This is a genomic window from Paramagnetospirillum magneticum AMB-1 (assembly GCF_000009985.1).
GTDB classification, from domain to species: domain Bacteria; phylum Pseudomonadota; class Alphaproteobacteria; order Rhodospirillales; family Magnetospirillaceae; genus Phaeospirillum; species Phaeospirillum magneticum.
This window is the reverse complement of the sequence record NC_007626.1, coordinates 3863850-3878238: the sequence shown is the minus strand read 5'-3', so window position 1 is coordinate 3878238 and position 14389 is coordinate 3863850. Positions and strand designations below refer to the sequence as shown.

The following is a 14389-nucleotide window of genomic DNA, read 5'->3' as shown; positions in this document are numbered from 1 at the left end:
TCACTCGGCCTTTTTGGCGCTCTTTTTCGGCTTCTTCTCGGCTTCGGCCTTGGGTTCGGCGCAGGGGCTGATGTCGGCGGGCCGGCCCACCGTCTCCCCCGCCAGGGCGACCAATTGCGGGCCATTGGCCTTGATCGCCTTGTCGAACAGCGGGGCATTGATCTCGCAATAGCCCTCGGTCTCGTGGACCCGCACCGATTCCCGGTTGGTCAGCACCGTGTTGTAGCGGTCGAAACCGGCGACGCCCTTGCCGGTGCGGGTGAAATAGCCGCGCATGACGTTGGCGTTGACGCTCATGGTGCCGCCATGGTGATGGATGTAGCTGCTCCACTTGCCGGGCAGCGAGGGATCGTCGCCGCGGCAATTCAGTGCCGCCACCTGCAGCTGGTAGTGGAACTGGCGCAACTGAGCCGCCTTGATCTCCTCGGGCGTGCCGCAGCTGGCCCCCGCGAAGGCGGCCGGGGCGACGAGGCAGAGGGTGAGGACAAAAGCGGCGGAGCGAAGCGACAAGGCGGCCATCCGGATCGGGAAAAGGGGCGCCAGTGTCGTTCCCCGGGGTCGAAAGATCAACCGGCTCGTGCCTGCGGGTGGAACGGGCGCAGGTGGCTGAGGAATTCCGCCGCCACCCTGGCCCAGGAAAAGCGGCTGGCGTGGCGCCGGCAATCCTCGGGCGGGATGGACAGGGCGCGCAGGGCGGCGGCCCGCAGATCCTCGTCCAGCACTCCCACCTTGGCGTCGCCCACCACGTCCCTTGGGCCGGTCACCGGGAAGGCGGCCACGGGAACGCCCGAGGCCAGGGCTTCCAGCATCACCAGGCCGAAGGTGTCGGTGCGGGACGGAAAGACGAAGACATCGGCGGCGCGATAGGCCCGCGCCAATTCCTGGTCGCCGTTGACGATGCGGAAATGGGTGTCGGCGAAGTGCTTCATCAACCCCGCCCGGGCCGGTCCGTCGCCCACCACCACCTTGGAGCCCGGCAGGTCGAGGCCGAGGAAGGCGGGCAGGTTCTTCTCCACCGCCACCCGGCCCACATACATGAAGATGGGGCGGGGCAGGTCGAGAAAATCCTTGGGGCCGGGCTGGAACACCTGGGTGTCCACCCCGTGGGACCACGGCAGGGCGTTGGCGAAGTCCTTCTGGAGCAATTCGCGGTGCACCGACGGCGACGGGCACAGCACCGCCGCCGCCGGACCGTGGAAGCGCCGCATCAGGGCGTAGGGCCACGACACCGGCATTCCGGTGCGGGTGCTGATGTATTCGGGAAACTTGGTGTGATAGGCGGTGGTGAAGGGCCGGCGGTGCTTCTGGCACCAGGAGCGCGCCGCCCAGCCCAGCGGCCCCTCGGTGGCGATGTGGACGGCATCGGGGCCGAATTCCTCCAGCAGGCGGGCGACCTTGCGGCCGGGCAGCAGGGCCAGGGGAATTTCCGGATAGGATGGACAGGGGATGGTGACGAAGGCCGAGGGTTCGATCACTCGGATCAGATGCCCCAGATCGCCCAAGGTGGCGGCCAGGGTGGCGAGCACCCGGACCACGCCGTTGCGTTGAGGTGTCCAGGCGTCGGTGACCAGGGCGATGCGCATCGTATTCTCCCGCAAATCTCGGGAGAAGGCCTAGGCCGGGCCGCCTTGCGGCTCAAGTGACAGGTCGGTGAAGTTTAAAGATCGGCCAGTTCCACCGCCGGGACGGCGCCCAGGGCGGGGAACAGCTTGCCCGCCATGCGGGCGAAGCGTTCGGGCGCGTCGGTGGAGATCAGGTGCAATCCGCCACCACTGCCCTTGGGCGCCTCGCGTCCCTCCAGCAGGCGAACCAGCATGGACGAGGTCGCCTCGGCGCAATCCACCAGGGTGACCTCCGGTCCCGCCAGCCGCGACAGGGCGGGGGCCAGCAATGGAAAATGGGTGCAGCCCAGCACCAGGCAGTCTCCCGGTTCGGTTCCGTCGAACAGCGAGCCGAGGTAATGGCGGGCGACGCTGTCCACGATGGGGCCGTCGGTGAGGCCCTCCTCGGCCAGGGCCACGAACAGCGGGCAGGGCACGCAGCGCACCAGCGCGCCGTCGCGGCGCCGGGCGATGGCCCGCTCATAGGCTTCGGAGCGGCATGTCCCTTCCGTGGCGGCCACCACGATGCGCCCCCGGGCCGAGGCTCGGGCGGCTCCGTCTGCGCCGGCTTCAACCACGCCCAGGACCGGCAGGCCGGGAAAGCGCTCGGCAATGGCCTCCAGCGCCACCGCCGAAGCGGTGTTGCAGGCCACCACCAAGGCCTTGATTCCCTTCTCAACCAGGAATTCAGCCGCCTGGACCGCGTAACGGGTCACGGTGCGGGGTGACTTCGTCCCATAGGGCTGGCGCGCCACGTCCCCCAGGTAGAGCAACCGCTCGTCGGGCATGGCGCGACGAATGGCGGCGGCCACAGTCAGTCCGCCAACCCCAGAGTCGAAGATTCCTACCGGATATGTCACCGGTATAGCATCGAATGAGGTATTCACTGTATGCCGCTGCTGCGAAGTCATTGGAATCTTTTGTTCAGTGAACCAGATGATTGGGGGAGGCACGCCGATTTCACGGATTTGGTGGGAATTTGGGCCTCCACGCCCTTGGACTGCATCGGTAAATATCCTATAAACGGAACATGCTTCTAGTCGCTTCGGCGGCTCGGTTCAACCGTCCCCCGGTGGGAAGGATACGAGTCTTGGAAATATTGGGGCAATCCAGTACCGCGGGCGGCACCGGCGCCTGCCTGCCGCCGGCCCGTCCGGTGCGCTGGTCGCTGGCCCGCAAGGTGTCGCTGGCCCTCGTTTCCATTCTGCTGTTCACCCTGGTGGTGACCGCCTTCTTCGCCTATTACAAGTTCGAAAGCGTCTATTCCGCCCAGGTGCAATCCCGCTATTCCTTCGTGGTCTTCACCATCAAGAAGAAGGTCGAGGATAATCTCAACCTGGGGTTTGCGTTGCGCCAGCTGCGGCAGGTGCAGGAGGTCATCGAGCGCGAGAAGATGCGCGATGCCCAGATCCTGGCCGTGGAGGTCTATGATTACCGCGGCGAGGTGCTGTTCGACACCGATCGCGGCGCCATCGGCACGCGGGTCTCGGATTCCTGGCCGAGGCCATCCGCAGCGGCATGCCGCAATCCTTCAGCGTCGAGGACGAGGACAATCTGATCGTCGGCCTGCCTCTGGTCAATAATCTGGGCAAGGTGGAAGGCGGCGTGGTGCTGCGCTACCCCATCGCTTATGTGGAAAAGGGCGTGTCCGGTCTGCTCAGCCAGTTGCTGAAAAGCATCGCCGTGGCCCTGGTGGCCGCTTCGGCGGTGGCGGTGTTCGGGCTTTACCTTCTGTTCGGAGGCGTCGGACGCAAGCTGGGCAGCATGGAACGGACCATGGGCGAGGTGCTCGCCGTGGGCGGTCACGCCATTCCCGAGGGCGGCGGCGATTCCTTCGAGGAGCGCTTCGCCGAGTTCGTGGCCAAGACTCGCGAGACCGTCGACCATGTCAAGGACGCCACCGACGAGGTCGGCCGTCTTGACCGGCTGATGTGAGGGGGTGGCCATGATCCTTGACCGCACTCGCCCGCTGTTCATCCGCCTGCTGGTGCTGGTCGCGCTGGTGTTGGTACCGCCGGTAGCGTGGATCGCCAACGAGGCCATGGGAGAATTCACCCGCGGCCTGACGCCCGAGATGGACAAGAAGGCCGAGGCCATCGGCCGCGACCTGGAACAATCGGTGGAACGGGCTGTGGGCTATGGCATTCCGCTCGACCAGCTTCAGGGAGTGGGGCAATTCTTCGCCCCCGTCCTGGCGGCCAATCCGGAATTGCGCTATCTGGCCATCACCGATCGCGGCGGCAAGGTGCTGTTCGCGGAAGGGGTCGAGCCTTCCGCCCTGCAATCGGTCTATGGCGGAGCCGATTTCAAGGCTGACATGGAGCATTCGCGCAAGTTCACCCTGGGCGGTTTTGTCGATCTGGCGCAGCCCATGAACATCAAGGGCACGCGAATCGGCCACGTCCATGTGGGCATGGATCAGGATTATGTCCGGGGCCGCGTCCAGGAGATTCTCATCGATCTGGCGGTGGTCACCCTGGTGGCGTTTCTGGTGGCGGTGGAGATCCTGCTGTTCGTGGTGACCTTCAACATCACGGGACCCATGCGGGTAGTGGGAATCGTCATGGACCGGGTCCGGCGCGGCGATTTCAGCGCATCGGCCGGGGTGACCTCGGACGACGAGGTCGGGCGCTTCGTCCACGGCTTCAACTCCGCCATCCGGCTGGCCGATCAGCTTTTCCGTCGGCTCGAGGCCTATGTGGACGAGGTCAAGGCCGCCCATTTCGATCCGGGGGTGGTCGAGAAGGTCAAGGATATCGAATCCCGGGTGCGCTTCCTGTTCCGCTTCGCCCGCAACGGCCAGACCGAAATCGTCAACGAGCACCAGGCCACCGACATTCGTCTGCCGCTGTTCCTGTTCGTGTTCGCGGAAGAGATTTCGCGCTCGTTCATGCCGCTTTACATCCGCGACCTCTATGCCCCCATTTCCGGGTTGACGCCGGAACTGGTGATGGGGCTGCCCATCGCCCTGTTCATGCTGGTAATTGCCCTGGCGTCGCCCTCGGCGTCGCTGCTGGCCAACCGGCTGGGGGCGCGCCGGGTGTTCCTGATTGGCCTGGTGCCCGCTACCATCGGTTTCGTCATGTCGGGTCTGGCGTTTTCCGTCTATGACCTGATCGTGTGGCGGGTGGCGACGGCGCTGGGATATGCCTTCATCACCATGGCCTGCCAGGGCTATATCGCCCAGGTGTCGCGGCAGCAGACCCGCGCCCAGGGGCTGGGCGTTTATGTGGGCGCCGTGCTGACCGCCAGCGTCTGCGGCACCGGCATCGGCGGCGTGCTGGCGGAAAGGGTGGGCTTTCGCGTTACCTTCATCGTGGCGGCGGTGCTGACGGTGGTGACAGCCATCCTGATCTGGCGCCTGCTGGACAGCGCCCAGCCGGTGGCCGAGGGGGCGTCGCCCCGCAAGCGCGACTTCCTGCGGCTGTTGCGCAACTGGCGCTTTTCGGCACTGGTGGTCTTTGCCGCCATTCCGGCCAAGATCGCGCTGACCGGATTTTTGTTTTTTCTGGTGCCGCTCACCCTCAGCCAGTATCCGGCCATCGATCTCGGCGACATGGCCAGGATGATGATGGCCTATCCGGTATCGGTGGTTCTGCTGTCCCCGCTGGCGGCCCGCTTTGCCGACCGCGTGGGCTGGCGGGCCGGGCTGCTGGCGGTGGGGGGGCTGATCGGCGGGGCCGGTCTGGTGTTGCCCGCCTTCTGGGGCGAGCCGGTGATCGCGGTACAGGTAGCCATCCTGATGCTGGGCATCTCGCACGGCCTGTCGGCCTCGCCGCAACTGGCCATGATTCCGGACCTGTGCTGGACCGAGTGCCGCGCCATCGGCCAGACTAATGTGCTGGCCTTCCTGCGTCTGGCGGAACGCATCGGCAGCTTTGCCGGTCCGCTGCTGGCGGCGGTGCTGATTCCTCTCTACGGTCATCAGGGGGCGATCGTGGCGCTGGGCTGGGTGGTGCTGGCCATGGCGGCGGTGTTCGCCGTCCTGTCCTTCGCCTACCATGCCGGCCCCCATATCGAGGCGGAGTGGGACGAATGAGGCGCCTCGCAGCCCTTTGCCTGGTCCTTTGCTCCTTGGTCTGGCCGGGCGCCGCCCCGGCGGCCGAGGCGGCCAAGCCCTTCCGCATCTACATGGCCCTGTGGCGGGGCTGGGAAGATGCTGCCCAGGGCTTCAAGGATTACTTCGCCAACCAGGGCATCCCGGTGGAACTGATCATTCGCGATGCCGGCCAGGACAAGGCCAAGCTGAAGGAGTTCGTCGCCGAGGCCAAGGCGCTGAAGGTGGATCTGGTCTTCACCTGGGGCACCACGGTCAGCGAGGAGATGCTGGGGCGTCTCGATGCCGTCGATCCGGCGCAGCATATCACCGATATCCCGGCGGTGTTCGCCGTGGTGTCGCAGCCGGTGGGCGGCGTGGTTCCCAGCCTGACCTCGTCGGAACGCAACATCACCGGCACGCTCTATCTGGTTCCCATGGAGACCCAGGTCAACCTGATCCAGTCCTACCGGCCGCTGCAGCGGCTGGGGATGGTCTACAACCCCTTGGAGCGCAATTCCCAGGTGGCGGCGGAGCAATTGGAAGGTATCGGCAAGGCCACCGGCTTCAGCGTCGTCGCCTTGCCGGTGGAGGTGGAGGGCGGCAAGCCCAAGGCCTCGAGCATCGCGGCCAAAGTGGCCGAGATCAAGGCGGCTCGGGTGGATTTCCTTTACATCCCGCCCGATACCTTTCTCAACGTCAACCGCGATCTCCTGACCCAGGCGGCGCTGGACCATGCCATCCCCACCTTCGCCGCGGCGGAGAATCCGGTGGTGACCTCCAAGGCCATGTTCGGCGGCGTCTACCGCTATTACACGGTCGGTCAACTGACCGCCTACAAGGCGGAACAGATTCTGGTGCGCAAGATTGCGCCCAAGGACATTCCCATCGATGCGCCCAAGCGATTGTCGGTGCTGATCAACATGCCGGTGGTGCGTCAGATCGGTCTCTTCCCCCCCATGAAGCTGATGGGGCTGGCCGAGATCATCGACGGGACCGAGGCGAAGGAGAGCAAGCCTTGAATCCTCACCGGCCGCCATTGCGTATCCTTGTCTGTACTAAGATGGATCTGGCGGGCGCCTTGATTCTCAATACGCTGTTGCCGCGCCTTGCCGATTGCAAGGTGATGGTGCTGATGAGCGAGAAGACCCGGCCCGTAGAGAACACCGTCCCCGAACTGGCGGAGATCAAGTTCTACGAACGCGATCTGCCGGTGGACATCTTGTTCCCGCTGCTCGATCGCGCCGAGGTGGGGCGTGGCGAGGCGCCGAGGGCTCGTCTTGAGACCTTTGCCGCCCTGTCGGCCCGCTATGGCATCACCATCGAGAGCATCACCGATCTCAATGGCCCGGACGGTGAGGCCCGCATTCGGGCCTTTGCTCCCGACCTGACCATTTCGGCGCGCTTCTCGCTGATCTTCAAGCCCAACACCTACGATATCCCCCCCCTGGGGACCTATAACATCCATCCCGGCGCCCTGCCGCGCTATGCCGGCCTGTTTGCGCCGTTCCGCTGCATGCTGGACGGCTCCGACGCCATCGGCTGCACCCTCCACCGGGTGGACAAGGGCATCGATACCGGTCCCATTGTCGGGATCGGCTATCTGCCCGTGGATCGTAGCCGCTCGCTGCTCTGGCATGTGGTCAACACCTACCGGCCGGGCCTGGACCTGTTCCTCGCCATGCTGGATGGATTGCGCCAGGGGCGCGAGCCCCAGTATGCGGTGCAGGATTTCAGCCAGCGGCAATACGTCTCGCTGCCCGGAGCCGAGCCCTTCGCCGATTTCCGGGCCAAGGGTCTGAAGTTGTTCGAGCCCAACGAATATCTCGAAATCCTGTCGGGTTTCCTGCCGCCGGACATGGCCATGCCCAGCGCGGTGGCCCGGGCGGTGAACAACGGGCGGGGGGACCCATGCTGCTCCGCACCCGCGTAACCCTCATCGTCACCGCGACCTATTCCCTGCTGGTGGCGGGGCTGTTCTTCGCGGGGGTGAAGAACGAGGATCTGGCCGACGAGCGCTATGTCCAGGCCACCTTGAACGGCCAGCAGATCTTCTGGGACAAGCTGGTGGAGAACACCGTCCAGCGCCTGGAGGGGGCCACGCCGCTGCTGTTGGCCAATCAGGAGATGATTTCCGCCATCGCCCGCAAGAGCCCCAGCGAGGCGCGCGAGGCTATGACGCCGACCATCGCCGGCCTGACCCGGCGCGGCGTGGGCCGGGTGGAGATCGTCGGCCTGGACGGCGACCTGCTGTATTCGTCCCAGGGATCGCTGCTGGAGACTCCGCTGGTGGATGCCGGCACCGTGCGTCTGATCGCCGAGACGGGCAAGGCGCGCACCGGCGTCACCCAGAACAGCGACAAGCAGTTCATCGCCGCCATCACCGTGCCTCTGGCGGCGCTGGACAAGGCGGTGATCGGCGTGGCCACCATCGTCTCCGACCTGCGTCCGCCGCTGGAGGAGTTCAAGGCGTCCACCGGCTCGGACGTCTTCCTGGTGGATCGCGCCGGCCATATGACCGACGGCACCAACGACCTGCTGTGGCGGGTCTTCGAGTCCAAGATCTCGGTACGCAAGAGCCGGCTGGAGACCTGGCGCGACGGCTCGCGCTTCTATTCCGTGGTGGTGTTTCCGCTGTCCGACGGCGAGGGCAGGGTGATCGGCGCCCTGGTCAGCGTGCGCGATTCCACCGACACCCAGGCCCGCCAGCACGAAATCCGCATGATCGCCATCGGTGCGGTGGGGGTGTTCCTGCTGCTGGTGCTGGTGGTGTTCTCGGTCTATCTGCGCCGCTCGTTCGACCCTCTCGACCAGGCCATCGCCGTGCTGAACGCCCTGTCGCGGGGCGACACCTCGGTGATGCTGGACGTGCGGCACGAAAACGACGAGATCGGCCGCATCGCCAGCACCGTGGGCGTGTTCCGCGAGAACGCCATCAAGATCGACATGCTGGAGGAGCGGCGCGAGCGCCAGCGCCGCCGCCAGGAACTGTTCATCCGGCTGCAGATGCTGCGCCTGTCCGAGATGCTGGAGCAGGACGCCCGCGAGGCGGTGCTGGGTGATCTGAAGCAGATCGAGGAATTGTCCAACCGCTCGACCTCGGGCGACCAGGGCGGCGACGGCGCCAAGGGCGAGCTGGAAGTGTTGGCGGTGGCCTTCCAGACCATGTCGTCGCGCATCCGCGAACAGCACGAGCGTCTGGAATCGCTGATCGCCGAGCGCACCCGTGACGTGGAGATCCTGCGCGAGGCCCTGCGCACCCGCGACCAGCTGGCGGCGCTTCGCCAGGAACTGGACTTCGCCCGCGAGCTGCAGCTGTCCTCGCTGCCCCAGGTCTTCCCGCCCTTCCCCGACCGGGCCGAGTTCCAGATCCATGCCTCCATGGTGCCCGCCAAGGAGGTGGGAGGCGACTTCTACGACTTCTTCTTCATCGATCACCACAATCTGGGCTTCGTCATCGGCGACGCCTCGGGCAAGGGCGTGCCGGCGGCCATGTTCATCGCCATCACCCGCTCGCTGGTCAAGGCGGTGGCGCCGCTGTCCAGTTCCCCCGGCGAATGCCTGGCCTTCGTCAATACCATGCTGGCCCGCGACAACCCCCAGACCCTGTTCGCCACCTGCTTCTACGGCGTGCTCGACACCCGCACCGGCGAGGTGGGCTTTTGCAATGCCGGCCATCCGCCGCCCATGATCCTGCGCGGCGATGGCCGGGTGGACGCCATCCGCGACGTGTCGGGCGTGGCGTTGGGCGTCATGGAGGATCTGGACTACGAGACCGGCCACTTCCAGCTGGCGCCGGGCGAGGTGGTCCATCTCTATACCGACGGCGTGACCGAGGCCCAGGATTCCGTCGACGCCCTCTATGACGAGCCGCGGCTGATCGCCGAACTGGGCCGCACTGCCGACACCGCCCCCGAGGCGGTGATCGCCGCCGTGCTGCGCTCGGTCGAGGCCTTCGTTGGATCCGCGCCACAATTCGACGATATCACCATGTTGACCTTGCGGTTCGATCTGGCTTCCAATGAGGCGGATGCGCCCATGGAAGACCGGCCGCGGCTGATGCTGACCGGCTTTCCGGCGACGGGAGGCAACGAGATGGACGGCAGGGCCCAGGGGGCGCCCGAGGACGAAATCGCGGCGCCGCCGGTGCGGCAGCCCGCCGCCACGCCGTCCGTCTCCGTCCCCATGGAACCCGACCGGGTCGCCATGGTCATCGCCAATGATGTGGGGGAACTGGAGCGTCTCGCCGAATTGGTCGATGTCTTCGTGGAGAAACACAATCTCCCGGAGAAGCTGGCGTTCAACCTCAACGTCTGTCTGGACGAATTGATCACCAATATTATCTCATATGGATATGATGACGAGGATAGTCATGAAATCCAGGTGGAGTTCGTCTACGATGGCCGCGAATTCGTGACCACCATCATCGACGATGCCAAGGAGTACAATCCCTTCGTTGAGGCTCCGATCCCCGATCTCGACCTGGACGTGGATGACCGCCCCATCGGCGGGCTGGGGGTGTTTCTGGTGAAGGAATTCATGGATGGAACCGATTACGCGCACGAGGGGGGGCGCAACACCACCACGCTGCGCAAGACGATTTCGGCATAGGAGAGTTTTTGGTTATGGAAATCCGTGAAGAGCAGGCTGGCGATGCCACCGTGCTGGTCCCCCTGGCCCGGGTGGACAGTTCGACGGCCAAGGCCTTCGAGGCCCGGGTCCTGGCAGTGGTCAACGCCGGCGCGCCGAAGATTCTGATCGATTTCGGGGAACTGGACTACATCTCCAGCGCCGGCCTGCGCGTGGTTCTGGTGGGCGCCAAGATGACGCGGGGCACCCGCAAATTCGCCCTGTGCTCCATGAAGCCCCATATCCGCGAGGTGTTCGACGTCTCGGGCTTCGCCAAGATCCTGTCCATCTACGCCGACCGGACCGCCGCTCTCGCCGCCCTGTGATCCGGCCATATCGGAATTGCATCGGGGTGGCTGGAATGCGTTCCTCTTCTGCGCTACCATGAGTTCTCTGGTCCCAACCGGTTCGTCATGGATAAGATCCGGCAGGGGCGGGGAGAACGGGAATACCCCGGGGGGCGGCGCCGTCGCCCGCCTGGGCTATGTCCCGCCCATCTGGAGGGCAAGACAATGACGGATCCCTACAAGAACATGCTTGCGATGCAGCAGGCCATGCTGGAAGGCTGGATGAACTCCACCAACCAGATGATGCAGTATTTCAAGCATCTGATGGAGTTGCAGGAGCGGCTGTTGCGCCAGGCGACCTTCGGCCGGGATCACGTCGAGATCGACGACGGCCCGTCCTTTACCGGCAAGTACGGCAAGCGCCGTTTCGACATCGACCCCGAAAAGGACGTCTGATCCGCCAGCCCCCAAAGCCCCAAGGCGCCGCCTCGGGGCTTTTTCTTTGGACCAGAGTCAAAAACCCCGCTTTGCGGCAGGGCTGCCGCCCAGACCCGCTCGGAGGCACAGCCTCTGAACCTCCCGCTTTTGAAACGCTGAAAGGTCCGGGAAGCTGTGCTTCCCGGTTGGGGGATCGGGGGCAAAAGCCCCCGAAGCGTGGCTTCTCCGCAGGCGGATTGCCCCAGCGCTTTAAGATGCCGCCTGTACGAAAAAGCTCCGCTTTTTCAGGGCTCAAGTGCCACTCGGGCTTAAGAGTTCTTCGACTTTTTAAGTGCGAAGAACTCTAGTCCTCGCCCATGCCGCGCCGCGAGATGGGGATGTCGCGGTGGATATAGGCGCTCATCACCAGGCCCCAGCCCACCAGCAGCGACAGCATGGCGGTGCCGCCATAGGAGATCAGCGGCAGCGGCACGCCGACCACCGGCACCAGTCCCATCACCATGGCGGTGTTGATGAAGAAATAGAGGAAGAAGGTGGTGGCGATGCCGTGGGCCACCAGCCGGCCGAACTGCGAGCGGCAGCGGATGGCGATGGCGTAGCCATAGGCCAGCAGCAGGGCGTAGAGCCCCAGCAGCACCAGCCCGCCCATCATGCCCCATTCCTCGGCGAACATGGTGAAGATGAAGTCGGTCTGCTTTTCCGGCAGGAAGTTGAGGCGGCTTTGCGTCCCCATCATATAGCCCTTGCCGAACACGCCCCCCGAGCCCAGGGCGATCTTGGACTGGGTGATGTGATAGCCGGCGCCCAGGGGATCGTCCTCGGGATTCATGAAGATCAGCACGCGCTTCTTCTGGTATTCGCGCAGGAACTGCCAGGCCACCGGCACGGCGGCACCGGCCCCGGCGATGACCACCACGAATTTCCACATGCGTACTCCGGCCATGAAGAACAGGGCGCCGGAACTCATCACCAGCATCATGGCGGTGCCGAGATCGGGCTGCTTCAGCACCAGGATGGCGGGGGTGAACACCATGATCAGCGGCGGAATCAGGAACAGCGGTCGGCCGATCTCCTGCTGGCCGGCGCCGTGAAAATAGCGGGCGAGCGACAGAATCAGGGCGATCTTCATGATCTCCGAGGGCTGCAGCTGGATGAAGCCCAGGTCGATCCAGCGCTGCGCCCCCATGCCGATGGTGCCTTTCAGTTCCACCAGCACCAGCAGCACGAAGGCGATGGCGTAGAAGGTGTAGGCATGGCGCATCCAGAAGCGCAGGTCGATCATGGCCACCGAGATCATCAGGCCGATGCCGATGGCGAAGCGGATCATCTGCTTGAACGCCCAGGGTTCGATCGAGCCCTGGGCCGCCGAGTACAGCGTGGCGAAGCCCACTCCGGCGATGGCGGTCAGCACGGCGATCAGCGACCAGTTGATCTGCCAGATCTTGTCGCGCATGGACATCTCGGTCCGGTTTAGGCGCGACGGCGTGCGCGGCAGCGGCCGGAGCATCAGAATCTCCTCAGGTCGGGATTCAGGGGCTCGCCGCTGGCATCGGTGGCGACCCGGGCCATGTCGCGCTTTTGCACTTCGATCATGATGTCGCGGGCGATGGGTGCGGCCACCGCCGAGCCGCCGCCGCCATGCTCGACGATGACGGCGATGGAATAGCGCGGGCTCTCTTCCGGGGCATAGGCCACGAACAGTGCGTGGTCGCGCTCCTTCCAGGGCAGCTGGTCGTTCTTCTTCACCCCGGTCTCGCGCTCGCGCAGGGTGATGCGCCGTACCTGGGCCGAGCCGGTCTTGCCCGACAGCCACATGCCTTCCTGGGTGATGCGGGCCTTGTAAGCGGTGCCGCCCGGCTCGTTGGATACCGCGAACATACCCTTGCGGACCAGGGCCAGCGACTGGCGCGACACGTCCAGGCTGGGCCAGGACGGGGTGGCGCGGCTTTTCGCCGACTTTTCCGAGATTTGGTCGCGGGCCACATGGGGCACCACCGCGTAGCCGCCATTGGCGATGCGCGCCGTCATGGTGGCCAACTGCATGGCGGTGGCGGTGACATAGCCCTGGCCGATGGCGTTGACCAGGGTCTCGCCGGGATACCAGGGCTGCTTCAGGGTGGCCTTCTTCCAGGCCTTGTTGGGGATGATGCCCGACTTCTCGCCCGGCAGGTCGATGCCGGTGGGGGCGCCCAGGCCGAACTTCTTTGCCATTTCGGCGATCTTTTCGTAACCCACCCGCCGCGCGATTTCATAGAAATAGACGTCGCAGGAATTTTTGATGCCGGTCACCAGGTCCTGGGCGCCGTGGCCTTCCTTTTTCCAGCAATGGAACTTGAGGGAGCCCAACTGGGTGTGGCCCGAGCAGAACACCCGCATCTCCGGCGTGATGTCGCGGGCCTCCAGGGCGGCCAGCGCGGTCAGCATCTTGAAGGTGGAGCCGGGGGCAAAGGTGCCGCCGATGGCCTTGTTGGTCAGCGGCGAGCGGGGATTGGTGGACAAATCCTTCCATTCCTCGTTGGACAGGCCGCGATTGAAGGAATTGGGGTCGAAGCTGGGCGTCGACGCCATGACCACCACGTCGCCGGTATGGATGTCCATGACCACCACCGCGGCGCTTTCCTCACCCAGGCGCTGGGCGGCGTATTCCTGCAGCTTCATGTCGAGCGTCAGGTTGAGGTCGAGACCGGGCTCGCCTTCCTTGCGCTCCAGCTCGCGGATGACGCGGCCCACCGAATTGACCTCCAGCGTCGAGGTGCCGTGGCGGCCGCGCAGGGCCATGTCGTAGATGCGCTCGACCCCGCCCTTGCCGATGCGAAAGCCCGGCAACTCCTCCAGCGGGTCGCCGGACAGCTCGTTCTCGGACACCGCCGAGACGTAGCCCAGGATATGGGCGCCCAGGCTCTCCAGCGGGTAATAGCGGCTTTGCCCCACGTCGATGACCACGCCGGGCAGGTCGGCGGCGTTGACCTCGACGCGCGCCACTTCCTCCCAGGTCAGGTTCTCGCGCACGCTGAGCGGCACGAAGCTGCGGCGGCGGCGCACTTCCTTGTGGATGCGCGAGCGGTCGCCGTCGCCGATGGCGATGATCTTGGCCAGGGCGTCCAGGGTGTAGTCCAGCGACGGAGTCTGCTCGGGCACCACCATGACGCGGTAATTGTGCTGGTTGACCGCCATGGCGATGCCGTTGCGGTCCAGAATTAGCCCGCGCGGCGGGGCCAGCAGGCGGGTGCTGATGCGGTTGTCCTCGGCCTGGACGGCGTATTTGTCGGCCTCCATGACCTGCAGGTAGTACATGCGGGCCGCCAGCGCCCCCATCAGTCCGGCCTTGCCGCCGGCCAGCATCATGGCTCGGCGGGAGAACAGCTTGGAGCGGTCGTTGTCATGGTACATGGCCGGTC

General features: G+C 65.3%; 13 protein-coding genes. 8 read left to right on the top strand and 5 right to left on the bottom strand.

Annotated features, from left to right (window positions below):
• From AMB_RS17845 to murI, 3 genes are all read right to left on the bottom strand, one after another.
• Positions 1 to 519, bottom strand: coding sequence for a hypothetical protein (locus tag AMB_RS17845; protein WP_043745079.1), 519 nt, complete (start codon positions 517 to 519; stop codon positions 1 to 3).
• Positions 520 to 566: 47 nt separating this feature from the next.
• Positions 567 to 1583, bottom strand: a complete 1017-nt coding sequence (locus tag AMB_RS17840; RefSeq protein ID WP_011385886.1) for a glycosyltransferase family 4 protein — start codon at positions 1581 to 1583, stop codon at positions 567 to 569.
• A gap of 74 nt (positions 1584 to 1657) precedes the next feature.
• Positions 1658 to 2413: a glutamate racemase gene (gene murI, locus AMB_RS17835; protein WP_231848883.1), complete on the bottom strand. Its 756-nt coding sequence runs from the start codon at positions 2411 to 2413 to the stop codon at positions 1658 to 1660.
• A gap of 278 nt (positions 2414 to 2691) precedes the next feature.
• On the opposite strand from murI, the gene AMB_RS17830 reads away from it, so the two are divergent.
• The 8 genes from AMB_RS17830 to AMB_RS17795 all read left to right on the top strand — a co-directional run bounded on the left by AMB_RS17830 (position 2692) and on the right by AMB_RS17795 (position 11009).
• Positions 2692 to 3159 (top strand): hypothetical protein, encoded by a 468-nt coding sequence (locus AMB_RS17830; RefSeq protein WP_148207477.1) that lies wholly within the window; start codon positions 2692 to 2694, stop codon positions 3157 to 3159.
• A complete protein-coding gene (locus AMB_RS17825) occupies positions 3120 to 3536 on the top strand; it encodes a hypothetical protein (RefSeq protein WP_011385883.1) in 417 nt (138 codons plus the stop codon). Before AMB_RS17830 ends, AMB_RS17825 begins: the two co-directional genes overlap by 40 nt.
• Before the next feature lie 10 nt (positions 3537 to 3546).
• The gene (locus AMB_RS17820) at positions 3547 to 5640 is read left to right on the top strand and encodes an MFS transporter (RefSeq protein WP_043745073.1); all 2094 of its coding nucleotides are present in this window, start codon (positions 3547 to 3549) and stop codon (positions 5638 to 5640) included.
• Complete coding sequence (locus AMB_RS17815; RefSeq protein ID WP_011385881.1) at positions 5637 to 6659, top strand: ABC transporter substrate-binding protein; 1023 nt, start codon at positions 5637 to 5639, stop codon at positions 6657 to 6659. Before AMB_RS17820 ends, AMB_RS17815 begins: the two co-directional genes overlap by 4 nt.
• 59 nt (positions 6660 to 6718) lie before the next feature.
• Positions 6719 to 7570 carry a formyl transferase gene (locus tag AMB_RS17810; RefSeq protein ID WP_231848882.1) on the top strand — a complete coding sequence of 284 codons (852 nt, stop codon included), beginning with the start codon at positions 6719 to 6721 and terminating at the stop codon, positions 7568 to 7570.
• Entirely contained in the window at positions 7549 to 10248 is a 2700-nt protein-coding gene (locus tag AMB_RS17805; RefSeq protein ID WP_011385879.1) for a SpoIIE family protein phosphatase, read from the top strand. Before AMB_RS17810 ends, AMB_RS17805 begins: the two co-directional genes overlap by 22 nt.
• A 14-nt stretch (positions 10249 to 10262) precedes the next feature.
• Complete coding sequence (locus tag AMB_RS17800; RefSeq protein ID WP_011385878.1) at positions 10263 to 10592, top strand: STAS domain-containing protein; 330 nt, start codon at positions 10263 to 10265, stop codon at positions 10590 to 10592.
• A gap of 186 nt (positions 10593 to 10778) precedes the next feature.
• On the top strand, positions 10779 to 11009 hold the full coding sequence (locus AMB_RS17795; RefSeq protein WP_043745070.1) for a hypothetical protein: 231 nt from the start codon (positions 10779 to 10781) through the stop codon (positions 11007 to 11009).
• Between the two features lie 325 nt (positions 11010 to 11334).
• Here AMB_RS17795 and rodA read toward each other — a convergent pair whose 3' ends face one another.
• Positions 11335 to 12498, bottom strand: coding sequence for a rod shape-determining protein RodA (rodA, locus tag AMB_RS17790; protein WP_011385876.1), 1164 nt, complete (start codon positions 12496 to 12498; stop codon positions 11335 to 11337).
• On the bottom strand, positions 12498 to 14381 hold the full coding sequence (gene mrdA, locus AMB_RS17785) for a penicillin-binding protein 2 (protein WP_011385875.1): 1884 nt from the start codon (positions 14379 to 14381) through the stop codon (positions 12498 to 12500). The genes rodA and mrdA overlap by 1 nt, the downstream gene beginning before the upstream one ends.
• Positions 14382 to 14389 lie beyond the last annotated feature (8 nt).